Here is a 25,148-nt window from a genome sequence, read left to right as displayed (position 1 = left end):
CGGCCGCGCTGGTTCCTCAATGCGCCTTCGAGGAACTCCGCTTCGGCGCTGCATCGGCGCAGGTTGCGCACAGGCCGTGCAGCGTCACCTCGTGGCTCTTCACCTGGAAGCCCTTGGGCACGAGGTCGGTCATCGGGCCCGGGCAGGCGTGCAGCAGGAACACCTGGCCGCAGCTCGCGCAATGGAAGTAGTGATGGTGGTGGTCGGCCTCGTGTCCGTCGTGCTTGGACTGCCTGTGCCCGTCCGCCTGCGTGGCGGGCTTGCAGGTCACCTCGTAGCGCGCCGGCTCGCCCGGCAGCTCGACCTTGGCGATCTCGCCGTCCGCCAGCAGCAGCGACACCTGCCGGTACACGGTCGACAGGCTGATCTCGGGCACGATCTCGCGCGCATGCGCCAGGATTTCCGGGGCGGTCAGGACGCGACCGGTGTCGCTGAAAGCAGAGAAAACGGCGTTGCGTTGGCGCGTGAGACGTTGCATTTTTCGATGATAGTGGGCTGCCCCGAAGCGGGTCAGCCGATGGTGCTGACAACCTTGCCGGCAGCGTCCTTGATGGTCGTCTGCTGGACCTGCCAGCGCACGTTGTCCAGGCTGTCGAGCGTGTAGGTGCCCGCCAGCGGCTTCAGCGCGCGGGCCAGTTCGCGCACGGCGTCGTCGCTCAGGCGCAGCGTGAGGCTGCCCTCGCCTTCTTCACCCTCGCTCACGCCGTTGGCGTCGGCGCGTTCGAAAAGCACCGAGCTCTCGCGCCCGGCCAGCCGGAAGCCGCGCCCGAACGGCAGACGCAGCGGCAGCAGCGTGGCAAGTTCGCCGACCTGCCGCGCGCCGAGCGTGATCTCGGTGATGGGCGAACGCAGCAGCCGCTTGTGCACCTTCCAGCCCAGCACGTCGGTGAACAGGTAGCCGCTGGAGGAACCGTCGCGCTGCGCGCCGGCGTCCACCTGCGCGCGCACTTCGGCGTCGTCGAGCAGCGAGGGCCGCGCCAGGTCGGTCACCCACAGCGGCATCTTCGGCAGCAGCGCGTCGAGCAGCTGGCGTGTCTGCCACTGCTTGGCGGCGCGCTCCTCGTCGACCGTGAGGCCGACCACCTGGAGGAAGCTCATGCGGCCGTTGGGCGTGTCGATGGCTGGCAGCTCGGGGTCGAAGGCGAAGCCCATGGAGCAGATCAGCGTGTCGCGCTCCAGCGCGATGGGGCCGTTGGCGGTCATCCAGTGGCCGTCGTCGAACACGTTGCCGCTCTTGAACACGTAGCGCGCGAGATTCTGCAGAAAGTTGACGGCCCAGGCCGGCGGCTCGGCATCGGCGGGTTCGTCGGGCGCGCAGGCCAGGCGGAAGGTCAGCTCGAAGCCGTAGCCGCTGGTGTCCGCGTCGTCCGACTCCTTGGCGTACAGCTCGCTGAGCCCGTAGGTCACGAAATGCCAGTGCGGCACGGGCGCCATGCGCTTCCACGCGCTCACGCCGTCGAGCGGGTCGGGGCCGCCGAGCATCCACTTGACGAGCGTGCCGTAGTGCTTTGGTTCTTGTCCGGGGTACAGGCGGTCGAGCGCGGCGCTGATGGCATCCCAGCCCGGGGAAAGGTCTTCGTCGGCATCGGTGTCGGCGCTGGCTCCGGGCAGGTCTGGCGTGGCTTCGGTCATGCGGCTCCTGGCAATGTTGCGATGTATTGGGCAATGAAATGAACGCACGAGCCTACACGCCGCGAATGTCCTTCCTTGTGCGCCATGTCCTCAGGCGGGCGTCAGGCCCGCATGGCATCCTCGGGAGCCCGATCGACTGCTTACCCATGGGAGAAAAGAACGTGAGACGGATCCATCGGCGAGGCGCACTGGCCTTCTCGGCCGCCTGCGCGGCCTCCGCCCTGCTCGCTGCCTCGGGCTGCGGGCAACGCAGCACACCCGCATCCTCGGCGGCTTCGGCGGCTTCTTCGGCTTCGACCACCCCCGAAGCCGCCGCGCCGCCCGCCCCCGGCAGCATTGCCATCACGCAGGACGACATCGACTGGTTCCGCCGCAGCACGGCCGAATGGATTCCCTGCGAATCGGGCGCGCCCGCCATCGTTCCGCCCGACCTGTCGCTCGAGCAGTTCGGCGACGCGCTCGACGGCGGCGGCTCGACGGCCTCGCCGGTGTTCGACCGCTTCGTGAAGGTCACCGCCGCCTTCTTCCTGCACGCCAGCTTCGCGCCCGGCCACTACGGCTTCCTGCCGCCGTTCGCCAAACGCGACGCCTTCGACGTGAGCGCCGAGCACATCCGGCTGCTGCAGCACGCGAACTGGCGCACCTTCATGATCGACTGCAAGCGCCCCTACGGCGACTTCACGCACTACCAGATCGACATGGCCGACATCCTGGGCCTGAAGGTCACGAAGGACGCGAAGGGCTACGCGCAGATCGGCGCCGATGCCGAGAAGCGCATGGACGCCCTGCATGCCGACATGCTCTACGCGCTGCAGGCCTACATCCGCTTCGCGCGGCTGGGGCCGGGGCGCTACGTGGTGCCCGAGCGCGGGCTGTCGCAGACCGTGGGGCGCCCGCTGTGCCGGCCGGTGTCGGCCACGCGCATCGCGATGTACCAGCGGGCGCTGGCGGCGGCCGGGCCGCACCCGGATTCGCGGCGCACCGCGGCGCTGAACGAGGCCGCGGCGGCGCTGTTCGCGCTGGACTGAAGCGCGGCCCTGTTCAGGCTGCGCCGGCGTCCTCTGCGGGCTCACCTGCCGGCTTGCCATCCGACTTGCTGCCCGGCTTCTTCTTGCGCGCGGCCTTCTTCGCCGCGCGCTCGGCGTCGGCGCGCTGCCCGTCGGCCAGCCACTGCGCGAACTCTTCGGGCGTCTCGAGCGTCACGCGCCCGAGGTTGCCCGCGCGGAACTCGTGCATGACGATTTCGGCCGCCTTCTGCAGGTTGACCTTGCCCTTGCCCAGCAGCGCGCCGCGCTTGCGGCCGATGGTGTCGAGCAGGTCCTCGTCCTTCATGCCGGCCATGGTCTGCGCGTCGAGCTCCACCAGCTTGAAGCGCGCCGCAATGCCGGCGGCGTAGTTGGACTTGAGGTAGTCGAGCAGCTCGAGCGCCACCTCTTCCTCGTCGAAGGCGTTGCGGCCCACCGCGCCGCTGGCGGCCAGGTTGTAGCCGCTCTTGGGCACGATGATGCGCGGCCACAGCATGCCGGGCGTGTCCCACAGGTAGAAGTCGTCGGCCAGCGTGATGCGCTGCTCGAGCTTGGTGATGCCGGCTTCGTCGCCGGTCTTGGCCTTGCGCCCGCCGATGAGCGTGTTGATCAGCGTGGACTTGCCCACGTTCGGAATGCCGCAGATCAGCACGCGCATCGGCTTGGCCATGCCGCCGCGGTTGGGCGAGAGCTGGTGGCAGCCCTTCACGAGCTGCTGGGCGGGCGTGGTCAGGCTGGCGTCCAGGCCGATGGCGCGCGTGTCGGGCTGCGCGTTGTAGTGCGCGAGCCAGCGCGCGGTGCGCTCGGGGTCGGCCAGGTCCTGCTTGTTGAGCACCTTCAGCGTCGGGCGGCCGGCCGTGAGCTCGGCCAGCATCGGGTTGGCGCTGGAGCCGGGCAGGCGCGCGTCGAGCAGCTCGATGACCACGTCGATGTCCTTCACCCGCTCGGTGATGGCCTTCTGGGTCGAATACATGTGACCGGGGAACCACTGGATCGCCATCGGTGGGTGCTCTTTCTGCTCTTGCGCTGTCTGGGGAATCGGGGGCGGCCTCGCGGGGAGGCCGGGTGCGCATTGTGGCCCCGCTACCTGAACAGGACCTGCGCGCTACGTTTTCGATAGCTGGAAACGGGCATTCTGCCTTTGTTCGCGGCCGCTTCGATCCTAGAATCCGCGCGCTGCCCGCGCAGCCATTCCAATAAACATTCGAGGGGAAATCCATGTCCAAGCGCCTTGCCGCTGCCGCCCTGCTGGCAGTCACCGCCGTGTCCGCCACCGTCGCCCATGCCCAGCGGCCCACGCCGCCGGCCGGCCCCCTGATCAACGGCTACCTGTGCTGCAACATGCGCACCTACGGCAGCTCGATCAGCGACATCAACTACGACGAGCAGGGCACGCGCATCGTGGCGGTGGGCACGCCGGCGCGGATCACGGCGTACGACTTCCGCTGGTTCGACGCCGACCTCGCGGGCAAGCCGCAGCGCATCAAGAACGACTACAGCCGCAACATCACGTTGCCCGCGTTCGCACAACGCTACGTGGTCACCGAAGACCCGAAGCAGAAGATGGCGGCGTTCGCGCCCGCGGTGCGCGAGGCCATCCTGGGCGTGAAGGTGATGCCCGGCATGACGCGCGAACAGGTGCTGATGGCCATCGGCTACCCCGTGGCCAGCGAGAACCCGAGCCTGGACGCGCCCGTGTGGCGCTACTGGCGCGACAGCTGGTCGGAGTTCCAGGTGAGCTTCGACGACAAGGGCCTCGTGAAGACCGTGGTGGGCGACCCGGTGGCGCTGAGCCGCGTGCTCGCCGCACCAGCCCAGCCTTAAGTTCTCGCGCATTGCGCCCGTGTTGCACACAGGCGCAATCCCCTAGAAGCTTTTGCATCGCGAAGGGGCATTCCGCACGGTATCGCCCCTATCATTTGACCGAGTGCGGCGCCCGAGCGTCGGTCGAATCGACAACCCTTTGATGGAGTGACCCGCGATGAAACCCGTCTCCGAACTGCTCAAGCGCCATGATTCCGCAGCATGGCGCACCTCCCCCGACACCAGCGTGTTCGACGCGCTGTCCACGCTGGCGCGCTTCGAGGTGGGCGCGCTGATGGTGATGGACGGAGACAGGCTCGTGGGCTTTCTCTCGGAGCGCGACTACACCCGCAAGGTGGCGCTGCAGGGCAAGAACTCCAAGGAAGTGAAGGTGCGCGAGATCATGACGCCCGACGTCATGACCGTCACCCCGCAGACCCGCACGCGCGCCTGCATGACGCTCATGAGCCAGCGCAAGTTCCGCCACCTGCCGGTGGTCGACGGCGACAAGGTGGTGGGCATGATCTCCATCCAGGACTTGATGGACGACATCATCTCGGACCACGAGGCCACCATCGAGCAGTTGACCACGTACATCCAGAGCTGAGCAAATCCGCCGCATTGCGGACCCTGCCCGGCGCATGGGTAGGGAATAGACCTACGCGCACCCGCACCCTTGTGGGCGCACAGTGGGCTTTCGTTCATCCATCCAGCAGGGACATTGCATGCAGATTCAGGTCAACACGAGCAACGGCATCACCAACAAGGACGCGCTGGAGCGTTGGGCCGACACCGAGATCAAGCAGCACCTGAGCCGTTTCGTCGAGGACGTGACACGCGTCGAGGTGCACCTGAGCGACGAGAACCACGACAAGACCGGCAGCGGCGACAAGTGCTGCGTGATGGAAGCACGCCTCGCGCACCACCAGCCCCTGGCCGTCACGCAACATGCCAGCAGCCTCGACGAGGCCTTCCGCGGCGCCGCCGAAAAACTCAAGCGCCTGCTCGACAACACGCTGGGGCGCCTGCACAACCACCGCGACCGCGGCTCGATCCGCACCGACCCGAGCTTCATCGCCGAGTAACCCCCGAGGCCCGCGCGCCGCGCTTGCGCTTAGGCGCTTCGAGCACGGGTGCTTCGGGCCTGTCGATGGGAACCCCCACCGGAATCAACGGCGGCCGGTGCCCGCTGGCCATCCACTCATCGTAGAAACCGATCTTGCGGTCGACCAGCGACAGCGCCGTGTATTCGCGCATCTCGGCCATCGACACGATCGTGTTCATGGCTCGATTTCCTTCGGTTGAATGACCCGCTAGCCCCGATCGGGCCTGCGGTGGATTCATTGGAAATGCTCGAGTGCACTCGAGGTCAAGCGAGGTCGAGCCGCCCTGAACGCAGGCCGCGCGGGGTCAGCCGCGCTTGGCGTTCGCCATGGCCTTGCCGACCTCGTTGGTGCCCTGCGCCGCGCCGCTTTGCGGCACCGTCTCGCCTTCGCGCGAGGTCACCTCGGCCAGTCGGGCCGCCAGCTGCTCGGGCGCATCGGGGCCGATGCCCAGCCAGGCGCCCTGCGTCATCGTGATGTGCGCGGCCTCGAAGGTGCCGGCACCGGCGCAGAGGATGGTGCGGTTGGGCGCGTCCTGCGCGGCCAGCACCAGCATCGCGGGCACCACGGCCTCGGGCTTGAGCGCGTCCAGCACTTCCTGCGGCATCAGGCCTTCGGTCATGCGGGTGGCCGCGGTGGGCGCCAGGCAGTTCACACGGATGTCGTTCTTCGCGCCTTCCAGGCTCAGCGTCTGCATGAGGCCCACCAGCGCCAGCTTGGCCGCGCCGTAGTTGCTCTGGCCGAAGTTGCCGTACAGGCCGGACGAAGACGTGGTCATCACGATGCGGCCGTACTTCTGCTCGTTCATGAGCGCCCAGACCGCCTTGGTGCAGTTGACGGCGCCCATCAGGTGCACGTCGACCACCAGCTTGAAGTCGGCCAGTTCCATCTTGGCGAAGCTCTTGTCGCGCAGGATGCCGGCGTTGTTGATCAGGATGTCCACGCGGCCCCAGGTGTCCACCGCCTGCTTGACCATGGCCTGCACCGCCTCGAAGTCGGTCACCGAGGCGCCGTTGGCCATGGCCTCGCCGCCGGCCGCCTTGATCTCGTCGACCACCGCCTGCGCGGCGCTCACCGAGCCGCCGGAGCCGGAGCCGTCGCGCGCCCCGCCCAGGTCGTTGACCACCACCTTGGCGCCGCGCGCGGCCAGGGCCAGCGCATGCTGGCGGCCCAGGCCGCCGCCCGCGCCGGTCACGATGGCCACGCGGCCCTTGAAGTCGATGCTGCTGTTGCTGCTCATGTCTCTCTGTCGCTTTCCTAGGGAGTTGCCGTTGTTTCGGTGCCGCCGGGGGCGGCAGCGTGGCGTTTTAACCCAGAAAGGGGACAGTGCGCAGTCCTCCGCGCGGGGGACAAGTCGCGGGCGCGTCAGCCGCGGTGCATCGGCGGCTCTGCAGCGATGCGGCGGCGGTATGGCGGCGGTGTGGCCGCAGTACGGCCGCAGTATGGCCGCGGTATGGCCGCGGTACGCCAGCTATCGGCCGTGGGCGGCGCGCACCTGCTCGCAGTACGCCACCAGCTGGTCGAGCTCGGCCGACTTGTCGAAGAACGCGTCGGCACCCAGTTGCTGCGAACGCTCGCGCATGTCGGCCGTGGCGTAGTTGCTCAGCACGATCACCTTCTGCTTCGGCGAGCGGTTGCGGCAGGCGTGGATCACGCCCAGGCCGTTGCCGCGCTTGAGGAACAGGTCGACGATCGTCAGGTCCCAGTCGTTGGAATGCAGCCGCAGCCAGGTGATGGCTTCTTCCTCGGTGCTGGCCGAGGCCACGACCTGCGCGTCAGCCACGTCCTCCAGGAAACCCACCAGGTTCTCCCGGATCACCGGACTGTCTTCGACGAGGTAGGCCTTGAATGTCATGGTTGCCATCCTCGCCCCGCACCGCGGGCGTGCGGTGGGCGATGCGGGTCAATGCCTGTAGGCCATCGGCCCCCGCGCCTGTCGTCACGCAAAAGCGCGTGGCCGGCGGCGCGCCACGAAGGCCGAACGAAAGTCCTAAGCCGCCAACAGGCAGGAAGCGAGCCGCCTCAGGCAGCGACAGCCATGCGGCCGCGCGCCATGCCCAGGCGTGCGGGCGACACGTACTGCTCGCGGTAGATCTCGAAGGGCATGGTGTCGGCCGCCTCGATGCGCTTCTGCTCCTGGATGGACTCGGCCGTCATCTGCTCGAACTCGGCCTGCTGCGCGGGCGAGAACGGCAGCGCGAGCAGCCCGGCGCGCGTCTGCTCCGAACGCTCGCGCACGAAGCCGACGAAGGAGTTGCCGTGTTCCTGCTCGATGGCGGCGAGCACGCGCGCCGAAGGCAGGCTGTCGGGGTTGCGCAGCGCGGCCAGGGCGGCCTGCACCGCGTCGGCGTGCAGCGTGCCGCTGCCCTGCGCGGCGTCGAGCGCCACGGCAATGGGCAGGCACTGCTCGACCAGCTCGGTGCCCCAGTCGGCCAGCGCCACTTCGCGCCCGCCGCGCAGCAGCTGCAGCCCCGGCTCGCGGCCGCGCGCGGCCGTGAGGTGCTGGTTCTGCGCCAGCTCGGCGATTTCCTGCGGCGTGTCGTCGGCGCTGTCGCTGAGCAGGCAATGCAGCAGGAACACGTCGATGAAGCGCATGGTCTGCGCGTTGATGCCCACGGGCTCGAAGGGGTCGAGGTCCATCAGGCGCACCTCGACGTACTCGACGCCGCGCTCGCGCAGCGCATGCAGCGGGCGCTCGCCGGGGTTGATCACGCGCTTGGGGCGGATGGTGCCGTAGAACTCGTTCTCGATCTGCAGCAGGCTGGTGGCCAGCTGGTTGTAGTCGCCGCCGAGGTTGCGGATGCCGATGGCCTCGTAGGCCGGCCACGGGCGCGTGAGCGCGTCCTGCAGCGAGGCGCCGTAGCCTTCCAGGCTGTTGTAGCTCACGGCCAGCGAGGCCTGCGCCTCGCTCTGGTAGCCCAGGGGACCCATGCGCAGCGAGGTGCCGTGCGGCATGAACATGCTGCCGTCGCCCAGCGGCTGCAGCTCGTGCGGGCGGCTTGCCACGAAGCTCGAACACAGCGCCGGCGAGGCGCCGAACAGGTACAGCAGCAGGAAGGCGTGGCGGCGGAAGTTGCGGATCAGCGCGAAGTACTGCTCGCTCGACACCTCGGGCAACGACCAGTTGTAGTGAATGCCCGAGATGGTCTGCATGCGGCGGCCATAGCGGTGGCTCAGGCCCATGCGGTACACGCTCTTGGCGCGGCCCACGTTCGACGAGCCATAGCGGCCGATCGGAATGGTCTCGTCGGTCGGCAGGCCGCAGGGCATGCTCGACACCCAGAGGCGCTCGTCGCCCAGCGCGTCGAGCACGCGGTAGGTGAACTGGTGCACCTGCGTGAGCTCTTCCAGTGCCGATTCGACGCTGGCGTGCACGCCCGTGATGAGTTCGAGCTGCGATTCGCTGAAGTCGGTCGTGATGTGCGGATGCGTGAGCGCGGCGCCCAGGGCGAGCGGGTGCGGCGTCAGCGCGAGCTTGCCGTCGGGCAGCGCGCGCAGGCTTTCCTTCTCGATGCCGCGGCGCATGGCTTTCAGTCGTGCGGCTGAAAGTGCACCCAACCTCTCCTGCAATCTGTTGCTCATATTGTTATGACCCATCAATCTTCTGAGGGGCTGGAAGGTAGCACGGGCGCGCGGGCACTGCTTGCGCAGGGAATCCCGGCCTTCGCTATTCTGTCCAGTGCTATTTTTTTGATAGCTACTTGCATAGAGTGCATGCGCGTGAGCGCTACAAATCGCTTGCGAAATTCAGGCTTTGGCGCGGCCCGCCGACAGGTCGATCTCTTCCGACTGGTAGACGTGGATCTCCGGCATGCCGTCGGCCATGGCCGCCAGCGCCTTGCCGAACGCACGAGAGGCTTCCACGCGAAAGTGCAGCTGCAGCGCGGCCATGTCGCTCCATCGCTCCACGAAGGTCAGGCGCAGCGGCTGCTGCGCGTCGGTGCTGACTTCGTGCGAGATGCAGCCGGGCTCGGCGCGCGAACGCAGCACGTGCTCCACGCTGATGGCCAGCATCGCCTGCAGCGTGTCGGGCTTTGCCAGGGCGTGTCCGATGACCAGAATCATTTTCTTGTCTCCTTCAGTTTCCAGCGGCCCCGGCGGCGAATCAGCCGAGCACCCGCAGCAGGAAGCGGTTGAGGTCCGCGATTTCTTCCATGCACACCGAGTGCGCCATCGTGTATTCGTGCCACTCCACCGGATGCCCCAGCGTGGCCAGCGCGTCGCGCGAGCGCTGGGCCGCGGCCAGCGGCACCACCGGGTCCTGCCGGCCATGGGCCAGGAACACCGGGGTCTCGTGGTTGGCCGCATGCCGCTCGGCCGCCGTGGTGGCGGCAATGGGCAGGTAGCCCGACAGCCCGACGATGCCGGCCAGGCGCTCGGTGTGGCGCAGCCCCGTCATGAGCGCCATGGCGCAGCCTTGCGAGAAACCGGCCACCACGATGCGGCCGGCGGCGATGCCACGGGCCTTCTCGCTGGCGATCAGCGCCTCGATGGTGGCCTGCGAACGGCGCAGGCCGGCCTCGTCTTCCTGCGCGGCCAGGTCGGGCACGGCAATGTCGTACCAGGCGGGCATCTGGTAGCCGCCGTTGATGGTCACGGGGATCACGGGCGCGTTGGGGAACACGAAGCGCACCGGGCCCACGGACGACAGGTCGAGCTCGTTGGCGATCGGCACGAAGTCGTTGCCGTCGGCGCCCAGGCCGTGCATGACGATCACCGTGGCGGTGGGGTTCGGGGCGGTTTCGAGCTCGATGGGGGCGTTGGCGGCAAGGGACATGGTCGGGCAAAGGTATTCAGGAACGCGGATGGCCAGACCTTAGCGCATTCGGGGCCTGCCAGAGGCAAGGAAACGGCCGGTTGGCTGACTTGCACATGGTTGCGCCATGCCCAACATGGGCTGAGAACACCCCTGCGGCTACCCCGACAAATACCCCGACGAACCAAGGAATCAAGGAAACCCCGCGTGAGCCATTCCCCTCCCCTTGTCGACACCAAGCTGGCCGGCGTGGTGCTGGTCTGCGGCGACTGCGAAGAACGCAAGGACGGCCCCACCAGGCTGCGGGCCCGGCAGGTCCGCAAGGACCTGAAGCACGACCTCTCGCACCTGCCGGTGCGCCTGCGCGTGGTGCAGTGCAGTTGCCTGGGCCTGTGCCCGAAGAAGGCGATGGCGCTGGCGGCCGTGGCGCAGGGCCATGCGCCGCTGGCCGCCGAGGTGTGCCACGACGACGACGTGCAGGCCTTCGCCAAGGCGCTGGGCCGCTCGGTCAAATGACCGCAGTCATTCGGGCTTGATGCCGACCGCCTTCACGATCTGCGCATAGCGCTCGTACTCGGCCGACACCCGCGCCTGGAACTGCCGCTGCGGGTAGCCCGTGGCCTCGATGCCCTGCGCCGCGAGTTCGCTGCGCGTGGCCGGCGCCTGCACGATGCGCCCCGCGTCGACCGCGATGGCGTCGAGCACGGGCTGCGGCGTGCGGGCCGGCGCGAACAGGCCGAACCACGTCCCCGAGCGGTACCCCGCATAGGTATCGCCCACGGTCGGCACCTCGGGCAGCAGCGCATGGCGCTTCTCGCCGCTGGTGCCCAGCGCCACCAGCCGGCCGCTGCGGATGTGCTGCAGCGCGGGGCCCACGGCGATGAACATCACGTCGACCTGCCCCGCAATCACGTCCTGCATGCCCAGCGGGCCGCCGCGGTAGGGAATGTGGGTCACGTAGATGCCCGCCTTCTGCTTGAGCAGTTCCATGCTGAGCTGCTGCGGGCTGCCGTTGCCGGCCGAGGCGTAATTGATGCGGCCCGGGTGCGCCTTGGCGGCGCGCACGAAGTCGGCCACGGTGCGAAAGCCGGTCTTCGGGTTGGCGACCAGCACGAAGTCGATTTGCCCGAGCGACACCACCGGCACCAGGTCGCGCCGCGCGTCGTAGGGCAGGCCGGGCTGGATGTTGGGCAGGATGGTGATGGGCCCGTCCGCGCCCACCAGCAGCGAGTAGCCGTCGGGCTGCGCCTTGGCCAGCCCGTCGGCCGCCAGGATGCCCGCCGCGCCGGCGCGGTTGTCGACCACCACCGGCTGCTTCCACTGCTCCGACAGGCGCTGCCCCAGGTAGCGCGCCAGCACGTCGGGCGAGCTGCCGGGCGTGTTGGCGACCGTGATGTGCACGGCTTTCGAGGGGTAGGCCGCCGCGGGCTGTGCTTGGGCCTGGGCCTGGGTTTGCGCAGCCAGCGCGAACGAGGCGCCGGCGCACAGCACAAGCACCGGCTTCAGCAGCTTCGACAGGGAGGGCACGCGCATGGTGAACTTTCGATTGCAGGAGGCAAAGGGCGCGATTCTGTCGCGCCTTCTCCCGCAAGCGAACGACCCATTTGTCAGATGCTTAGCTGCGTTCGGGCATATGGAGCGATATGGAGCGCGTCCAGCTGGCGGTAGAAGGCGTCGACCTGCTGCTGCGCACCGTCGCGCATCGCCGCGTTGCGCCGTGCGCAACTGGCGGCGTCTTCCACCGCGCCGGCCTCGCCCACCTTGCGCGAGGCGTCCTGCACGAAGCGGCACATCGGGAAGCGGCGCTCGCCGAAGGCCCGCAGCGTGGCCGCGGAAATGCCGCCGTGCGCCAGCATCTCGGCCAGCACCACCGCGTCTTCGACCGCCATCGCGCCGCCCTGCCCCATGAACGGCGTCGAGGCATGCGCCGCGTCGCCGATCAGCAGCACGCGGCCCGCGTGCCAGGGCAGCGGCGCCTGCACTTCCTCGACGGCGGTGTAGAGCACCTCCGAATCCGCGCCGAGCTGGTCCAGGAACTGGCGCGCCGGCCCGCCGAACTCGGCGAAGCGCTCGCGCATCTGCCCGGGCCACGTTTCCTTGGGGTACCAGCGGTCGGCCGGCTCGCTGACCGTGCCGAAGATGTAGAGCCGGTCGTCGCTGATCGGCATGATGCCCAGCCGCTTGCCGATGCCCATCAGCATGATCTTGGCGTCGAGCGTGCGCGGGCGCTCGTGCACGCTGCGCCACACGCCGAAGCCGGTGTGGCGCGGCACCACGGACCCGCAGACGGCCTCGCGCAGCTGCGAACGGATGCCGTCCGCGCCCACCACCAGGTCGAAGCGCTGCCCGGTGCCGTCGGAGAACACCACCGACGCATGCGCGCCGCCGGCCGGCGCATCGAGCGCCGCCACCGTCGTCGCCAGCCGGATCTCGACGCCCAGTGCCTCCAGCCGCGCGGCCAGGATGCGGTGCATTTCCGCGCGCTTGATGCCCACGATGGGCGCCGCGCCGCCGCTGGAGCGCGGATAGAACACGTCGACGATGGGCGCGCCGTGGTGGTCGAGGTAGACGTTGCGCCCGTCCTCGATGGCAAAGCCCGCCTCCAGGATGCGCGGCAGCACGCCGACCCGGCGCAGCGCCTCGAGCCCGTTGCCGTAGATGAAGATGCCCGAGCTCTGGAAGCGCCATTCGGCCTGCTTCTCGACCAGGGTGACGCGAAAGCCCTTGCCGGCCAGCGCGATGGCGGCGGAACAGCCCGCGATGCCCGCGCCGACGATCAGCACCGTGCCTGCGGCCTTCATGGCGCCCCCTCGTTCGCGCACACGTCGGCCAGCGCCGCGCACACATGTCCGATGTTCGAGGCGTTGAGCCCCGCCACGCAGATGCGCCCCGACGACACCACGTACACGCCGAAGCGCATGCGCAGCGCATCGATCTGCGCCGCCGACAGCCCCGAATAGCTGAACATGCCGTGCTGCGCCATGAGGAAGCCGAAGTCCCGGCCCGGCAGCGCGTCGGCCAGCCCGCGGTGCAGGCTGGCCCGCACCGCGCGCATGCGCCCGCGCATGCCGTCCAGCTCGGCGCGCCACTGCGCGTTCCACGCCGGGTTCGACAGCACCGCCGCCACCAGCGCCGCGCCCTGGGCCGGCGGGCACGAGTAGCTGCGGCGGATCGCGAGCTTCAGCTGGCCCAGCAGCCGCGCCTTGTCGGCCGCCGGCGCATGCACGCCCAGCGCGCCCACGCGCTCGCCGTACAGCGAGAAGATCTTCGAGAACGAGCTGGCCACCAGGCAGGCGATGCCGCGCCGCACGCACTCGCGCACGGCCCAGGCGTCTTCGTCCACGCCGTGTGCAAAGCCCTGGTAGGCCATGTCGAAGAACGGCAGCAGGCCTCGCTCGCCGATCACGTCGAGCAGCGCGCGCCATTCGGCCTGCGACGGGTCGGCGCCGGTCGGGTTGTGGCAGCATGGGTGCAGCAGCACGACGCTGCCGGCCGGCAACGTGCGCAGCACGGCCACGGCGCCGTCGAGGTCGAAGCCGCCCGTGGCGTTGTCGTAATAGGGATAGCTTTCCACCCGCAGGCCCGCGCCGCCGAAGATCGCCGCGTGGTTGGCCCAGGTCGGGTCGGGCATCCATACGGCGGCATCGGGCTGCACGCCCTTGAGGAAATCGGCGCCGACTTTCAGCGCGCCGGTGCCGGCGACGGTCTGCACCACGACCACGTCTTCGACCGCAGGGCCGAACACCAGCTCGCGCACCGCATGGCGATAGGCCTCGCCGCCCTCGGTCGGCAGGTAGACGCTGGGGCCTTGCACACCCACGCCCTCGGCACGCGCGGCGCGTACCGAATCGAGCACCGGCACGCGGCCCGCTTCGTCGCAGTAGATGCCGATGCCCAGGTTGACCTTGTGGTCGCGCGGGTCGGCCTTGTAGACCTCGAACAGGCCGAGGATGGGGTCGTCGGCGTACGCCGGCAGCTGATCGAACACGCAAGCTCCAGAAGTGGAAGAACGGCTCACAGCTGCGTCCGCACGGACCACAGCTCGGGAAAGAAGCGGTGGTCGACCACGCTGCGCAGCCAGCCCACGCCGGCCGAGCCGCCGGTGCCGGGCTTGAAGCCCAGGATGCGTTCGACCGACACGAAATGCCGCCAGCGGTACTGCGAGAACACGTCGGCGATGTCCATCAGCGCCTCGCCGAGCCGGTACAGCTCGTTCTCGGGCGCCGGGTCGCCGTAGACCCACAGCCACGCCGCCTCCACGCCGGGGTTCGGCGCATAGGGCGCAGACCAGTCGCGCGCCAGCGCCTCGGCCGGCACGGCGATGTCGCGGCGATGCAGCAGCGCCAGCACGTCGTCGTACAGGCTGGGCGAGTTCAGCGCGCGCTCCATCTGGGGCCACACGTCGGGGTTGTTGGCATGCGCGCGCGCCAGCGGCACCGACTTGTTGCCCAGGATGAATTCCACGTGCCGGTACATGTACGACTGCTGGCCCGACGCAATGCCCAGCGTGTTGCGGAACTGGTTGAACTCGTGCGGCGTGATGGTCGAGAGCACGTCCCAGGTCTTGCCCAGGTACTCGAGCAGCGCCCGCACGCGCGGCGCCAGCTGCAGCGCGCCGGCCACGTCGTCGGCGCGGATGCGCGCCTGCATGTTGGCCAGCTCGCAGTGCGTGGCCTTGAAGGTCAGCTCCTTGCAGTGCGTGATGCACATGAAGACCATCTCGTCGTGGCCTTCGCTGCGCATGTGCTGCAGGCTCAGCAGCAGGTCGTTGCGCTGGTGCTCCAGGTAGGGGTTGCTCGCGCCCTCGAAGGCCACCAGCGGCTCGCCGTCGGTGCTCTGCACGGTGGCGGCGCGCTGCTGGTTGTCGCCGCTGGCGATGGGCCTGACCAGCGACAGCTCGAGCGCGGGGTTGCGGACTTCGGGGATGACGCGCTTGCGGGATGTGCGTGGCGTGCGTGGCGTGCGTGGTGCGCGCGGTGTGCTTGGGTTGGCCATGCGCCGATTGTTCGGTTCGCGTGCCTCCGCCTCAACCTCCGGCACGCCGGATTTGGTCACCGTTCGTCCGCAAGGAGCGCCGACCGGTGCGCGATGGTCTCAACCCGCGCCGTGCCGCCGCGCGTAGGCGCTGGGCGTGAGCCCGGTCCAGCGCTGGAAGGCGCGCGAGAACGCCTTTTCGGACGCATAGCCGACCGACTCGGCCACCTGGTGCAGGCTCAGTTGCCGGTTCTTGAGCTTCTCGGCCGCCAGCGTCATGCGGTAGGAGCCCAGGTAGTGCATGGGCGTCACGCCCACCAGCGCGCGGAAACGCTCGCTGAAGACGGTGCGCGACAGGTAGCTGGCCTGCGCCAGCGTGGCCACCGACCACGGCTGCCCGGGCCGCTCGTGCATCAGCGACATGGCGCGGGCGATGCTTTCGTCGTCGAGGCCGCGCAACCTGCCGACCTGGCCGACCTGGCCGACTTGGCCCGCCTGATCGGCCTGATCGGCATGCAGGTCGGCCGGCACCTGCGGCTGCGCATACAGGTGCTCGCACAGGATGTGCACCAGCAGCAGGTCGGCCATGCGCGCCGCCGACAGCTGCCAGCCCGGGCGCTGGGCCACGGTCTCGTTCACCAGCGACTGCATGGCCTGCGCGAGCGAGGCGGTGGTCGGGATCTGCGCCTGCCGCAGCACGATGAGCGCGGGCAGGCTCGCGATGATCGAGCCCAGCCCCTGCGCCGGCATCCACAGGTGCAGCGAGAACAGCTCGGTGGCCGCCCCGCCGCCGCCGTGCGCGAACACGATCGGGTGGTCGCCGTGGCGGCCGACCGAGTGCGCCTCGATCAGCGCGCGAAACGGCAGCGGCTCGAGCCCCGGCGCCGAAGACACGGTGTGCGCCACGCCCTGCGGCAGCATGGCGATGTCGTGCGGCGCCACCTGCACCGGCTCGGCGCCGTCCACCGCGATCCAGTAGGGGGCGCCGGTGCACATGCGGATCAGCGGGCCGTCCACCCCGCTCGAATGCAGCGCCCACGGGGCCGAGAGCGAGAAACGCGCGGTCACCGCCCGTTCGGACTTGTACGTTGCAAGCACATGGCTGAGTACGTCGCCGCCGCGCCCTGTGTCCATGCTGTGGTTGCCGCCCGGTGGGCTGGGTCTGTCTCGAAGCGGCCGATTATCTGGCATGGCAACCGGGCGATTCGCCGCCGCGCCACCATGGCAGCGCCGGATGCAACACAATGGCGTTTCGCATGAAGACCACGCCCTCTCGCCCGAAGCCCCCCCTTGCCGCCGCCGCGTTCGACAGCGAAGCGCTGCTGCGCGACGCCGGCCTGCGCGTCACCCGCGCCGCGCAGACCGTGCTCGGGCTGCTGGAGCACACCTCGCAGCCGCTGACGCACGAGGAAGTGGCCGCGGCCTACACCACCGCCACCGGCGAGGCGCCCGACCGGGTCACGGTGTATCGCGTGCTCGACCGGCTGGTCGAGGCCGGCCTGTGCGACCGCCGGGTGGGCCCCGACCGGGTCAACCGCTTCTCGCGGCACGTGGAAGCCGCGTCGGGCAACACCTTCGAATGCGACCAGTGCCACAAGGTGCTGGCGCTGCCCTCGGACCCGGAACTGCCCAAGGTCATGGGCCGGCTGGGCCGGGCGCTGCGCAAGCAGGGCATCGACACCCGCCACACCGCCCTCACCCTGCACGGCACCTGCGGCGACTGCGCCCGCTAACCAGCCTCTCGCCAGCCCCTCGCCAGCCGACCCTCAGGCGTTCCACGAAGGAAACGGGTCCGGAAAGTTCTGCCACCACGAGGCGCCGAAGCGCATCTCGTCCTCGGTGAGCAGGCAGGCGTCGAGCCGGGCGCGCAGCGCGTCCTCGTCCATGCCGATGCCGATCAGCACCAACTCCTGCCGCGCGTCGCCGGTGGCCGGGTCCCAGTTCTTGCGGATCAGCTCCAGCGCGTCGGCGTCGCTGGGCCAGTGCTCGCGCGGCACCGCCGCCCACCAGAAACCCGCCGCGCCGTAGCGGCATGCGCCGCCGGCCTGCGACCACGAGCCGGCCCGCGTGGCGCGGCTCGCGAGCCAGAAGAAGCCCTTGGAGCGCACCACGCCCTCCCATTCGCTTTGCACCAGCTTCCAGAAGCGCATCGGGTGGAACGGCAGGCGCGAGCGGTACACGAAGCTGCGGATGCCATAGGCCTCGCTCTCGGGCACATGCTCGCCGCGCAGCTCGGCCAGCCAGCCGGGCGCCTGCTCGGCCTGGTCGAAGTCGAACAGGCCGGTGTCGAGCACCCGCTCGAGCGGCACGCGGCCGAACTCCGACAGCTCGATGCGCGCGCGCGGGTTCAGGCTGCGCAGCATGGCCATGAGCCGCTCGCGCTCCTCGGCGCTCACCAGGTCGGTCTTGTTCAGCACCAGCACGTCGCAGAACTCGATCTGCTCGATCAGCAGGTCGACCACCGTGCGCGTGTCCTCGTCGCCCAGCGACTGGCCGCGCTGGCCCAGGCTGTCGGCAGAGCCGTAGTCGCGCAGGAAGTTGAAGGCGTCGACCACCGTCACCATGGTGTCCAGCCGCGCCACGTCGCCCAGGCTCTTGCCGTCCTCGCCGGCAAAGGTGAAGGTCTCGGCCACGGGCAGCGGCTCCGAGATGCCGGTGGACTCGATCACCAGCTGGTCGAAGCGCCCCTCCTTGGCGAGCCGCCTCACCTCCAGCAGCAGGTCTTCGCGCAGGGTGCAGCAGATGCAGCCGTTGCTCATTTCCACCAGCTTCTCTTCGGTGCGCGAGAGCTTGGCGCCGCCGTCGCGCACCAGCGCGGCGTCGATGTTGACCTCGCTCATGTCGTTCACGATGACCGCCACGCGGCGTCCCTCGCGGTTGTGGAGGATGTGGTTCAGCAGCGTGGTCTTGCCGGCGCCCAGAAAGCCGGAGAGCACGGTGACGGGAAGGCGGTCGGGCATGGGGCGGGCTCCATATATTGCAACAGGATTGCATTATAGGAACCAATGCAACTTTGTTGCATTTGAAGATGACCCCGAACGCAGGTCGGCCGGTGGCTCACCGTGCGCGCCGATGATCGCTGGGGTCGCGCTGCGGTCGTACCGACGGGCCGCGCTAGTAGCCCAGCTTCGGGTACCAGTCCTTGCCGCGCCCTTCCGGCGTCATGTCGAGCAGGTTCCAGATCGGCATCGGGTCGGGCGCGCCGCGCGGGTCCTGGCCGGCGTCCGCGGTGCCGGCGCCCATCTCGGCGGCCCAGAAATGGCGCAGGGTGTCGCCGTCGCGGCGGAACACGTTGAAGGCCGCGTTGTCGCCGCTGTCGTCCGTCTCGCCGGCGTAGTCCCGGTTGAAGTCGGTGCCGGCCGACGAGTACAGCGGCAGGTGGCGCCAGCCGCGCTCGCTGGCAAAGGCCGTCATGCGCTCGATCGGCGAGGTGGCGATGACCGCGAACGCCACGCGCTGCAGGATGTCGGGCATCTCGCCGTCGTAGGCGCTCAGCAGCGAGGTGCACATGGGGCACGGCCGCTCGCGCCGGGTGCCGAACATCCAGTTGTAGGTGATGAGGGTGTGGTGCTTGCCGAAGAGCGCGGAGAACTTCACCGGTCCGTCGGCGCCCTGGAACAGATAGTCCTCCGGCACGGGCCCGCCGGGCGGCAGCGCGCGGCGCATTTCGGCCACGTGCTCGATGCGCCGGCGCAGGTCGATTTCCTCGGCCAGCAACTCGGTGCGCGCCTTGCGGTAAGCGGCGCTTTCGCCTGGAAAGCGCACGGGGCTGGACCTGGCGAGCTGGCTGGCAGACGCAGGGCCGGTGAATTCGGCGTGGGACGGCATGGCGGGTCACCTCCTGGAGGGCACAACATTGAACCTGCCGCCATCTTGATCCTTGGGCGGGCCCTTCGCCAGTCCGCGCAATTCGCCTGCACGCGGCGCATTTGTCCTACGCCGGCGCCCTGCCCTACAACCCGCCCTCGCGGTGCAGCACCGCGGCCAGCTGACGCAGCCACTGCCCGGCAAAACTCTGGTGCGAATTGCCGATGACGGCGCTGCCGGTGCGCTCCCGCCCGGTGCCCGGCATGCCGGTGCACTCGTGCAGCCGCACGCGAAAGCGCGCGTCGTGCGGCTGGGCCACGCCGTTGCCGTCCAGCTTGGCGGGAATGGGCCCGCCGTACGGGCTGGTCAGGGCCAGGTGCTCCACGCTGGGCAAGGCGATGCGGTCGACGCTCTGCACGCGGCAGTCCACGCGCGGCACGCCGGGTTCGTCGGCGATGAAGCGCGCGGGCGCGCCGGCCTCGATGCGCGGCAGGAACGCCTCTTCCACGTACGCATCGACCTTCACGCCCTCGGGCGCGGCCACCTGCACCAGCCGTTCGCCGCGCGCCACCCACACGCCGGGCTGCAGGGCGCTGTTCAGGCTGACCACCACGCCGTCGAAGCTCGCGCGCAGCTGCAGCTGCTGGTTGAGCGCCAGCAGGCCCGCCACTTCTTCCCGGGCGCCTTCCAGGCGTTGCAGGAGTCCCGCGCCGCTCTGCTGCAGCCGCTCGGAAAAAGGCTGCTGCTCCAGCTGCCAGCGCAGCTGCTGCTCGCGCGCCTGCGCCAGGCCCAGCTGGCGCCGCAGGTCGGACGAATCGAGCGTCAGCAGCACCTCGTCGGCCTTCACCTTCCGGTGCACCGCCACCTGCATGCCCTGCACCTGCGCCGGCGCCGGCGCATACAGCCACTGGGCCTGCTGCGCGCCCAGCACGGCCGGCGCCTCGACACCGCGCGGCCACGGCACCAGCACCACCAGCAGCGCCACCAGCGCCAGCCCGGCGCTGCGCACCGCCTGCCGGTTCAGCCGCATGCGGGCACGCTGCGACCACCACACGGCCACTTCCTTCTGCACCGGCCGGGCAATGAACCAGCCCAGCTCCACCGCCAGCAGCAGGATGCCCAGCGCCTTGAAGAACAGGCTGTAGACCAGGAAAGCGATGCCCAGGAACAGCACCAGCCGGTAGACCCACACCGCATAGGCGAAGGCCACCAGCCCGCGCTGGCGCCGCGGCGCGAAGGTTTCCGGCGGCGGCTCGCCCCAGCCGAAGAGCCATTCGCGCAGCCGCCAGCGGCCGAGTGCGAAAGCGCGCTCGTGCAGGTTGGGCACTTCCAGCCAGTCGCACATCAGGAAGTAGCCGTCGAAGCGCATGAACGGGCTCAGGTTGATGGCGAGCGTGACCAGCCAGGTGCTGGTGGCCAGCAGGAACACGCCGGCGCGCACCGGCCCGTCGGGCAGGAAGTTCCACAGCAGCGTGGCCACAGCCGCCAGCGCCAGCTCCGCGGCCATGCCGGCCGAGCTGATGAACAGCCGCGCGCGGCGCGACGGCAGCTTCCACGCCTCGTTGGTGTCGGTGTAGAGCATGGGCACCATCACCATGAAGGCCACGCCCATGTTGGGCACGCGGCAGCCGTAGCGGTAGGCGGTGAAGGCGTGGCCGAGCTCGTGCGCCACCTTGGCCACGCTCAGCGCCAGGCCGATGGCCACCACGCCCTGCCAGCTGCTGTAGCCGGAGAACTGGTGCATGAAGCTGTCCCACTGCTGCGCCACCAGGTACAGCCCCAGCGCGCCCACGCCCAGCACGGCCCACCAGAACTGCGGCGTGAACACCCAGCCGATGCGCGGCAGCATGGCGCGCAGGAAGGGCATGGGCCGCACCAGCGGAATGCGAAAGAACAGGTAGTGCTTGAGCAGCCACATCGCGTGGCCCATGCGGGTGGCGTTGGCGTAGTGGGCCAGGCGCGTGTTGTCCTCGGCGCTGCGCGCCACCAGCAGGTGGTGGTGGCGCAAGAAGGCGAACACCGCCTCGATGTCGGCCTGCGACACCTCCAGCGTGGTGTCGTGCCGGACGGCGGCCAGCACCTGGGCGGCCTCGCGCATCGACCAGCGCGACAGGATCTCGAAGGCCGGCCAGCCGATCTGGAAGAAGCGGTTGTCGATCGGGTCGTGCAGCGTCCAGCTCGGCACGCCGTCGGCGTCCGTCGGGCCAGGGTGAATGGCCAGCTCCTGGCGCAGCGCCGGCAGCGTGCTCAGGGGCGGCGGCGCCATGCCGTTGCCTGCAACCATGTCCGCGGGGTGCAAGGGGTGCGTCCTCGGCCTAGATGCCCAGCCACTGCCGCAGCGTGGTCAGCGGGCGGCGCAGCGCGTAGTAGAGCAGCGGCACGCGGCTGCCGTGCAGCTTGGCGGTGCCCATGAGGCCGATGCGCGGCAGCGTCTCGCCGGGCTTGAAGTCGGCCTTCAGGCGGTAGGCGATCTGCCCGTCGCGCGTGGGCTCGGCGCTGTAGGCCACCTGGGTCACCACGGCGTCGTAGCTCGACAGCGGGCTGGCGTTGGGGTACAGGCTCACGGCCGCGCCGGGCTCGGCGTCGAAGCGCTCGCCCACGGGCAGCCAGATCGACAGCTCCACCTTGGCGGGGTCGGCCAGCGTGAGCACGCGCTCGCCGAGCTGCACGGTCTTGCCCTGCCATTCGTTGACGTCGGAAATCACGGCGATGCCGCCGCGGTCGGCGCGCACCTGCACGCGGCCCATCAGCTCGTTGAGGTAGCCGAGCTCGACCTTCTTTTCTTGCAGCGCGCCACGGCGCAGCGACATGTCGAGCTTGCCCTTGTCGTCGGTCACGGCCATCTGCGCCGACTGGCGGAACTCTTCCTGCGCCGTGTCGTAGGCCTTGCTGGCCACGGCCTGGCGCGCCTGCAGCGCGGCCTGGTCGAGGTTGAACAGCGGCGTGCCCGCGCTCACCGCCTGGTTGGGCTGCACCAGCACGCGGTCGACCACGCCGTCCTGCGGGGCGCGCACCAGGAACGGGTCCTTGGGAATGACTTCGGCCGGGGCCAGCACGCTCTTCTGCACCGGAAAGCAGGCCACCAGCACGGGCAGCAGCCACACCCAGCGGCGGCGGCGGTTGCGCCGCAGGGTGTCGCGCAGCCGGTGCAGCGCCGTGGGGCGCGGCGCGAAGGCGGCCAACGCGTGGGCATAGCTGCCGCCGATCTCGGCGGCCAGCGCCATGTCGTGCGGCGTCCAGGCGCTGTCGGCCGCGAACAGCAGGTAGCCGGTGGGCGCCGCGTCGCCGCGCTTCAGTGGCACCCACAGCACGTGGGCGGGCAGCCACTCGCCCCATTCGGCGGCCAGCTCGGGCACGTCGGCCGGCGACAGCGCCGCGATGGCGTCGCTCCCCGGCCTGCCGATGGCCGCGCGAAAGAGCCGCGCCAGCCAGTGGATGTAGGGCGCGTTCGGGTTCGGCTCGGGCAGGCCCGACACCGCCGCCACGCGGCTGATGCCGGCCACCGCGGTGTCCACGCGCCAGAACGCCGCCTGCCGGTAGCGCAGCACCTGCAGGCTCTCGTTGACCATGACGAAGGCCAGCGCCTGCGGGCTGGCCGCGTCGCGCGCGCGACGCGCGAGCTGCACCAGTCCCAGGAGCTGGGCGACCGGCTCGCTCACTGTGCCGCCGGGTTGTTCGGGCGAAGTGCTCAACGTGCCGGGGTCGGTGCGGGGGTGGAGGCAGGCGCGAACGTGGCCCAGCCGCCCATGCCGGGCAGCAGGCCCGCGGCATTGCCGTCGACCACGCCGGTGACGCCGATGGTCTGGCTGACCGGGTCGATGCGCGCACCGAGCCGCGCGATGCGCGCGCTGACCTGCGTGCCCAGCTCGTCGACCTGCACCTGGAACTTGCTGCCGACCTTCAACCGCGAGAGCCATTGCGACGGCACGATCAGCTGGAGCTCCAGCTCGCTGGTGTCGATCAGGCCCAGCAGCGGCGTGCCCGGCGTGACGTACTGGTAGTTCGCGGCCTGCCGCTTGGCGATGCGGCCGTTGAAGGGTGCGTGGATGGTGCAGCGGTTGACCGTGGCCTGCGAGTACGCGACCTCCGCCGTGCCCTCGTTCACCCGGCCCTGGGCCTGCTGGAGTTCCAGCGCACCGGTCGAGTTGAGCTCGGCCAGGCGCTTCTGCACCACCAGCGTCTGCTTTGCGGTGTCGAGCGTGGCGCGGGCCTTGCCCAGCTGCGCCTGGAACAGCGAGCAGTCGAAGGCCACCAGCGTCTGGCCGGCGCGGAAGGCGTCGCCTTCGCGCAGCGGCAGGCTGGAGATCTTCGCGGCCAGCTCGCTGGAGATGACCACCTCGTTGCGCGGCGCGAACTGGGTGCGGATGCGGTTGTCGGAAGCGCCCGGCGCATCTGCAGGCGCCTTCATGGCGGCAGGCGCGGGTGCGTTCGCCGGCGTGGCGGGCGGCGCGGCCTGCACCATGCCCGCGCAGGCGGCCAGCAGGGCCGTGCCCAGGAATCGGCGAGCCAGCGTCATTGCGTCTTGCTCACTTCGTCGGCCCAGCGCGCTTCCATGGTGCCGACGGCGCTGCGCAGCGCCGACAGGTCATGGCTGTCGATGCTCGCGGGCAGCGGGTCCAGGCCCAGCGTGCTCAGCATCTGGCCGTAGGCGTTCTGCATCGCGCCGTAGCTCTGGTACAGGCGCAGCTCGGAGGTGAGCGCGCTGGCGGCGGCGCGCACTTCCTGCAGCTTGCCGGTGGCGCTGGCGCGCGTGGCGTTGCGCACGTGGCCGAGGAACTTCTGGTCGACGTCGTCCATGTCCTTGCTCAGTTCGTACTGGCGCAGGCGCCCGGTGTAGTCGCGCAGCGCCACGTGGGTCTGCGTGAGCACGGCCATCGACACGGCCAGGTGCTGCTGCCTGGCCAGCTCTTCCTGCGCCTGTGCATTGGCGCGGATCGACTGTGCGTTGATCAGGTTGAACAGGTTGAAGCTCACGCGCAGGCCGGCGTCGCGCCAGTTGCTGTTCACCAGGAAGCTGTTGCTGTCGTAGTGCTGGCCGATGCCGAACTCCAGGCCCGGCAGCAGCCGCGTGATGGCCTTCTTGGTTTCGAGCACGCTGATGCGTTCGTTGTAGCGCGCTTCCATCAGCTCGGGGCGCAGCATCAGCGCGGTTTCTTCCATCTTGTCCACCGGCATCCTGAAGGTGGGCGCGGCCAGTGCGGTGGGCAGCGCGATGGTGAAGCGCGTGCCGGGCTCCAGGTTCATCAGCGACGCCAGCTGCGGCTTGGCCTGCGACAGCTCGTCGTTGATGGCCTCGAGCTGGCGGATCACGTCCAGCAGCTGGCGCTGGTAGTTCAGCACTTCCAGCGGGGCCATGAGTTTCTCTTGCTCGATCTTGCGGGAGTCGTCCAGCGCGCGGCGCGCGTCGGCGACCACCACGTCGATCTTGCTGCCGAGCTTCTCGGCGCCCGCGGCCTGCCAGTAGGCCTGGCGCACCTGCTGCATGACCTGGTGCACCGTCTTGCGGCGGCGCTCCTGCGCCACCAGCACGCGGTCGGCCTGCTGCTGCGACTGGAAGTAGCTCACGCCGAAGTCGAGCACGTTCCAGGTCAGGCCGAGGTCGCCGGTCACGCGGTCGCGGTCGGTCGAGGTCGAGGGCACCAGCGACTGGGCGCCGGTGGACAGGCTGCGCGACGACGAGCCGTTCTCGTTGTTGCGACCGGCGTAGCCGGCGGCCACGGTGAGCTGGGGCAGCAGGTCGTTCTGGCTCAGGTCGAGCTGGCGCTGCGCCAGCACCTCTTCCATGCGCTTCAGGCGGTAGTCGAGGTTGTATTTCAGCGCGCGGGCCATGGCCTCGTCCAGCGTCACCGGGCCGCTCAGGGCTTCCTGGTTGGCGGTGATGGCGGTGCGCTCGGTGGCGATGGCGGCGCGGCGCTCGCCCATCTCGATGGGGCGCGGCTGCATCGCGCAGCCGCCGAGCAGCAGAACCGCCGCGGCGGCCAGCACGGTGAGTGCCCGGGGTGCTTCGAGTTTGGTCATGGTGGGGAAAGTCTCTGGTTGAATGGGGTG

The 25,148-nt window shown here is 69.7% G+C and carries 26 protein-coding genes; 6 read left to right on the top strand and 20 right to left on the bottom strand.

What is annotated here, in order from left to right:
• Positions 1-16: 16 nt before the first annotated feature.
• Positions 17-478, bottom strand: coding sequence for a Fur family transcriptional regulator (locus BM013_RS15165; protein WP_093128386.1), 462 nt, complete (start codon positions 476-478; stop codon positions 17-19).
• Positions 479-510: 32 nt separating this feature from the next.
• Positions 511-1,632: a suppressor of fused domain protein gene (locus tag BM013_RS15160; RefSeq protein WP_093128384.1), complete on the bottom strand. Its 1,122-nt coding sequence runs from the start codon at positions 1,630-1,632 to the stop codon at positions 511-513.
• 161 nt (positions 1,633-1,793) lie between these two features.
• Here BM013_RS15160 and BM013_RS41225 point away from each other — a divergent pair, with 161 nt between their 5' ends.
• Positions 1,794-2,660, top strand: coding sequence for a hypothetical protein (locus tag BM013_RS41225; RefSeq protein WP_177225476.1), 867 nt, complete (start codon positions 1,794-1,796; stop codon positions 2,658-2,660).
• A 13-nt stretch (positions 2,661-2,673) separates the two neighbouring features.
• Here the strand turns inward: BM013_RS41225 and ylqF are convergent, their stop codons facing one another.
• A complete protein-coding gene (gene ylqF, locus BM013_RS15150) occupies positions 2,674-3,657 on the bottom strand; it encodes a ribosome biogenesis GTPase YlqF (RefSeq protein WP_093128381.1) in 984 nt (327 codons plus the stop codon).
• 218 nt (positions 3,658-3,875) lie between these two features.
• Here ylqF and BM013_RS15145 point away from each other — a divergent pair, with 218 nt between their 5' ends.
• From BM013_RS15145 to BM013_RS15135, 3 genes are all read left to right on the top strand, one after another.
• Entirely contained in the window at positions 3,876-4,481 is a 606-nt protein-coding gene (locus tag BM013_RS15145) for a cell envelope protein SmpA (RefSeq protein WP_093128380.1), read from the top strand.
• 157 nt (positions 4,482-4,638) lie between these two features.
• Positions 4,639-5,067 (top strand): CBS domain-containing protein, encoded by a 429-nt coding sequence (locus tag BM013_RS15140; RefSeq protein ID WP_093128378.1) that lies wholly within the window; start codon positions 4,639-4,641, stop codon positions 5,065-5,067.
• Positions 5,068-5,185: 118 nt separating this feature from the next.
• A complete protein-coding gene (locus BM013_RS15135; RefSeq protein WP_093128377.1) occupies positions 5,186-5,545 on the top strand; it encodes an HPF/RaiA family ribosome-associated protein in 360 nt (119 codons plus the stop codon).
• On the opposite strand, the gene BM013_RS15130 is transcribed toward BM013_RS15135, so the two are convergent.
• From BM013_RS15130 to BM013_RS15105, 6 genes are all read right to left on the bottom strand, one after another.
• Positions 5,532-5,744, bottom strand: a complete 213-nt coding sequence (locus BM013_RS15130) for a hypothetical protein (RefSeq protein ID WP_093128375.1) — start codon at positions 5,742-5,744, stop codon at positions 5,532-5,534. The genes BM013_RS15135 and BM013_RS15130 overlap by 14 nt on opposite strands.
• 126 nt (positions 5,745-5,870) lie before the next feature.
• On the bottom strand, positions 5,871-6,803 hold the full coding sequence (locus tag BM013_RS15125; RefSeq protein WP_093128374.1) for an SDR family NAD(P)-dependent oxidoreductase: 933 nt from the start codon (positions 6,801-6,803) through the stop codon (positions 5,871-5,873).
• A gap of 231 nt (positions 6,804-7,034) precedes the next feature.
• The gene (locus BM013_RS15120) at positions 7,035-7,418 is read right to left on the bottom strand and encodes a response regulator (RefSeq protein ID WP_093128372.1); all 384 of its coding nucleotides are present in this window, start codon (positions 7,416-7,418) and stop codon (positions 7,035-7,037) included.
• A 167-nt stretch (positions 7,419-7,585) separates the two neighbouring features.
• Positions 7,586-9,145 carry a glutamate--cysteine ligase gene (gshA, locus tag BM013_RS15115; RefSeq protein ID WP_093128370.1) on the bottom strand — a complete coding sequence of 520 codons (1,560 nt, stop codon included), beginning with the start codon at positions 9,143-9,145 and terminating at the stop codon, positions 7,586-7,588.
• A 165-nt stretch (positions 9,146-9,310) separates the two neighbouring features.
• On the bottom strand, positions 9,311-9,628 hold the full coding sequence (locus BM013_RS15110; protein WP_093128369.1) for a putative quinol monooxygenase: 318 nt from the start codon (positions 9,626-9,628) through the stop codon (positions 9,311-9,313).
• Positions 9,629-9,668: 40 nt separating this feature from the next.
• Positions 9,669-10,340: an alpha/beta hydrolase gene (locus BM013_RS15105; protein WP_093128368.1), complete on the bottom strand. Its 672-nt coding sequence runs from the start codon at positions 10,338-10,340 to the stop codon at positions 9,669-9,671.
• 186 nt (positions 10,341-10,526) lie between these two features.
• On the opposite strand from BM013_RS15105, the gene BM013_RS15100 reads away from it, so the two are divergent.
• Positions 10,527-10,835: a hypothetical protein gene (locus BM013_RS15100; protein WP_093128367.1), complete on the top strand. Its 309-nt coding sequence runs from the start codon at positions 10,527-10,529 to the stop codon at positions 10,833-10,835.
• 6 nt (positions 10,836-10,841) lie between these two features.
• On the opposite strand, the gene BM013_RS15095 is transcribed toward BM013_RS15100, so the two are convergent.
• The 5 genes from BM013_RS15095 to BM013_RS15075 form a co-directional block, all read right to left on the bottom strand.
• Positions 10,842-11,852: a Bug family tripartite tricarboxylate transporter substrate binding protein gene (locus BM013_RS15095; RefSeq protein ID WP_093128365.1), complete on the bottom strand. Its 1,011-nt coding sequence runs from the start codon at positions 11,850-11,852 to the stop codon at positions 10,842-10,844.
• A 74-nt stretch (positions 11,853-11,926) separates the two neighbouring features.
• The gene (locus BM013_RS15090; RefSeq protein ID WP_093128364.1) at positions 11,927-13,120 is read right to left on the bottom strand and encodes an FAD-dependent oxidoreductase; all 1,194 of its coding nucleotides are present in this window, start codon (positions 13,118-13,120) and stop codon (positions 11,927-11,929) included.
• A complete protein-coding gene (locus tag BM013_RS15085; protein WP_093128363.1) occupies positions 13,117-14,307 on the bottom strand; it encodes an amino acid aminotransferase in 1,191 nt (396 codons plus the stop codon). Before BM013_RS15085 ends, BM013_RS15090 begins: the two co-directional genes overlap by 4 nt.
• 26 nt (positions 14,308-14,333) lie before the next feature.
• Positions 14,334-15,314, bottom strand: a complete 981-nt coding sequence (locus BM013_RS15080; protein WP_093128361.1) for a tryptophan 2,3-dioxygenase — start codon at positions 15,312-15,314, stop codon at positions 14,334-14,336.
• Positions 15,315-15,413: 99 nt separating this feature from the next.
• Complete coding sequence (locus BM013_RS15075) at positions 15,414-16,427, bottom strand: AraC family transcriptional regulator (protein ID WP_093128360.1); 1,014 nt, start codon at positions 16,425-16,427, stop codon at positions 15,414-15,416.
• A gap of 122 nt (positions 16,428-16,549) precedes the next feature.
• Between BM013_RS15075 and BM013_RS15070 the strand changes: the two genes are divergently transcribed.
• Positions 16,550-17,026 carry a Fur family transcriptional regulator gene (locus tag BM013_RS15070; protein ID WP_093128719.1) on the top strand — a complete coding sequence of 159 codons (477 nt, stop codon included), beginning with the start codon at positions 16,550-16,552 and terminating at the stop codon, positions 17,024-17,026.
• Positions 17,027-17,059: 33 nt separating this feature from the next.
• Here the strand turns inward: BM013_RS15070 and zigA are convergent, their stop codons facing one another.
• The 6 genes from zigA to BM013_RS15040 form a co-directional block, all read right to left on the bottom strand.
• The gene (zigA, locus tag BM013_RS15065; protein WP_093128359.1) at positions 17,060-18,253 is read right to left on the bottom strand and encodes a zinc metallochaperone GTPase ZigA; all 1,194 of its coding nucleotides are present in this window, start codon (positions 18,251-18,253) and stop codon (positions 17,060-17,062) included.
• A gap of 154 nt (positions 18,254-18,407) precedes the next feature.
• Positions 18,408-19,121, bottom strand: a complete 714-nt coding sequence (locus tag BM013_RS15060) for a DUF899 family protein (RefSeq protein WP_093128357.1) — start codon at positions 19,119-19,121, stop codon at positions 18,408-18,410.
• A 124-nt stretch (positions 19,122-19,245) separates the two neighbouring features.
• Positions 19,246-21,399, bottom strand: a complete 2,154-nt coding sequence (locus BM013_RS15055) for a site-2 protease family protein (protein ID WP_371280128.1) — start codon at positions 21,397-21,399, stop codon at positions 19,246-19,248.
• Positions 21,400-21,415: 16 nt separating this feature from the next.
• On the bottom strand, positions 21,416-22,792 hold the full coding sequence (locus BM013_RS15050; RefSeq protein ID WP_256221513.1) for an efflux RND transporter periplasmic adaptor subunit: 1,377 nt from the start codon (positions 22,790-22,792) through the stop codon (positions 21,416-21,418).
• A complete protein-coding gene (locus BM013_RS15045; protein ID WP_093128356.1) occupies positions 22,789-23,616 on the bottom strand; it encodes an efflux RND transporter periplasmic adaptor subunit in 828 nt (275 codons plus the stop codon). Before BM013_RS15045 ends, BM013_RS15050 begins: the two co-directional genes overlap by 4 nt.
• The gene (locus tag BM013_RS15040; protein WP_093128355.1) at positions 23,613-25,118 is read right to left on the bottom strand and encodes a TolC family protein; all 1,506 of its coding nucleotides are present in this window, start codon (positions 25,116-25,118) and stop codon (positions 23,613-23,615) included. The genes BM013_RS15045 and BM013_RS15040 overlap by 4 nt, the downstream gene beginning before the upstream one ends.
• Between the last annotated feature and the right edge of the window lie 30 nt (positions 25,119-25,148).

This window comes from Variovorax sp. OK605, assembly GCF_900115445.1.
GTDB lineage: Bacteria > Pseudomonadota > Gammaproteobacteria > Burkholderiales > Burkholderiaceae_C > Variovorax.
Note: the sequence above shows the minus strand (reverse complement) of the source record. Positions and strands in the feature narration are given on the sequence as shown.

What these genes read in the sequence shown, in the direction of transcription:
- BM013_RS15060 (WP_093128357.1), bottom strand. Translation starts at nt 19,121, where the DNA reads ATGCCGTCCCACGCCGAATTCACCGGCCCTGCGTCTGCCAGCCAGCTC.
- BM013_RS15160 (WP_093128384.1), bottom strand. Translation starts at nt 1,632, where the DNA reads ATGACCGAAGCCACGCCAGACCTGCCCGGAGCCAGCGCCGACACCGAT.
- BM013_RS15075 (WP_093128360.1), bottom strand. Translation starts at nt 16,427, where the DNA reads ATGGACACAGGGCGCGGCGGCGACGTACTCAGCCATGTGCTTGCAACG.
- BM013_RS15070 (WP_093128719.1), top strand. Translation starts at nt 16,550, where the DNA reads ATGAAGACCACGCCCTCTCGCCCGAAGCCCCCCCTTGCCGCCGCCGCG.
- BM013_RS15045 (WP_093128356.1), bottom strand. Translation starts at nt 23,616, where the DNA reads ATGACGCTGGCTCGCCGATTCCTGGGCACGGCCCTGCTGGCCGCCTGC.
- BM013_RS15165 (WP_093128386.1), bottom strand. Translation starts at nt 478, where the DNA reads ATGCAACGTCTCACGCGCCAACGCAACGCCGTTTTCTCTGCTTTCAGC.
- zigA (WP_093128359.1), bottom strand. Translation starts at nt 18,253, where the DNA reads ATGCCCGACCGCCTTCCCGTCACCGTGCTCTCCGGCTTTCTGGGCGCC.
- BM013_RS15090 (WP_093128364.1), bottom strand. Translation starts at nt 13,120, where the DNA reads ATGAAGGCCGCAGGCACGGTGCTGATCGTCGGCGCGGGCATCGCGGGC.
- BM013_RS15105 (WP_093128368.1), bottom strand. Translation starts at nt 10,340, where the DNA reads ATGTCCCTTGCCGCCAACGCCCCCATCGAGCTCGAAACCGCCCCGAAC.
- BM013_RS15135 (WP_093128377.1), top strand. Translation starts at nt 5,186, where the DNA reads ATGCAGATTCAGGTCAACACGAGCAACGGCATCACCAACAAGGACGCG.
- BM013_RS15145 (WP_093128380.1), top strand. Translation starts at nt 3,876, where the DNA reads ATGTCCAAGCGCCTTGCCGCTGCCGCCCTGCTGGCAGTCACCGCCGTG.
- BM013_RS15130 (WP_093128375.1), bottom strand. Translation starts at nt 5,744, where the DNA reads ATGAACACGATCGTGTCGATGGCCGAGATGCGCGAATACACGGCGCTG.
- BM013_RS15110 (WP_093128369.1), bottom strand. Translation starts at nt 9,628, where the DNA reads ATGATTCTGGTCATCGGACACGCCCTGGCAAAGCCCGACACGCTGCAG.
- BM013_RS15120 (WP_093128372.1), bottom strand. Translation starts at nt 7,418, where the DNA reads ATGACATTCAAGGCCTACCTCGTCGAAGACAGTCCGGTGATCCGGGAG.
- BM013_RS15080 (WP_093128361.1), bottom strand. Translation starts at nt 15,314, where the DNA reads ATGGCCAACCCAAGCACACCGCGCGCACCACGCACGCCACGCACGCCA.
- ylqF (WP_093128381.1), bottom strand. Translation starts at nt 3,657, where the DNA reads ATGGCGATCCAGTGGTTCCCCGGTCACATGTATTCGACCCAGAAGGCC.
- BM013_RS15040 (WP_093128355.1), bottom strand. Translation starts at nt 25,118, where the DNA reads ATGACCAAACTCGAAGCACCCCGGGCACTCACCGTGCTGGCCGCCGCG.
- BM013_RS15125 (WP_093128374.1), bottom strand. Translation starts at nt 6,803, where the DNA reads ATGAGCAGCAACAGCAGCATCGACTTCAAGGGCCGCGTGGCCATCGTG.
- gshA (WP_093128370.1), bottom strand. Translation starts at nt 9,145, where the DNA reads ATGAGCAACAGATTGCAGGAGAGGTTGGGTGCACTTTCAGCCGCACGA.
- BM013_RS15140 (WP_093128378.1), top strand. Translation starts at nt 4,639, where the DNA reads ATGAAACCCGTCTCCGAACTGCTCAAGCGCCATGATTCCGCAGCATGG.
- BM013_RS15095 (WP_093128365.1), bottom strand. Translation starts at nt 11,852, where the DNA reads ATGCGCGTGCCCTCCCTGTCGAAGCTGCTGAAGCCGGTGCTTGTGCTG.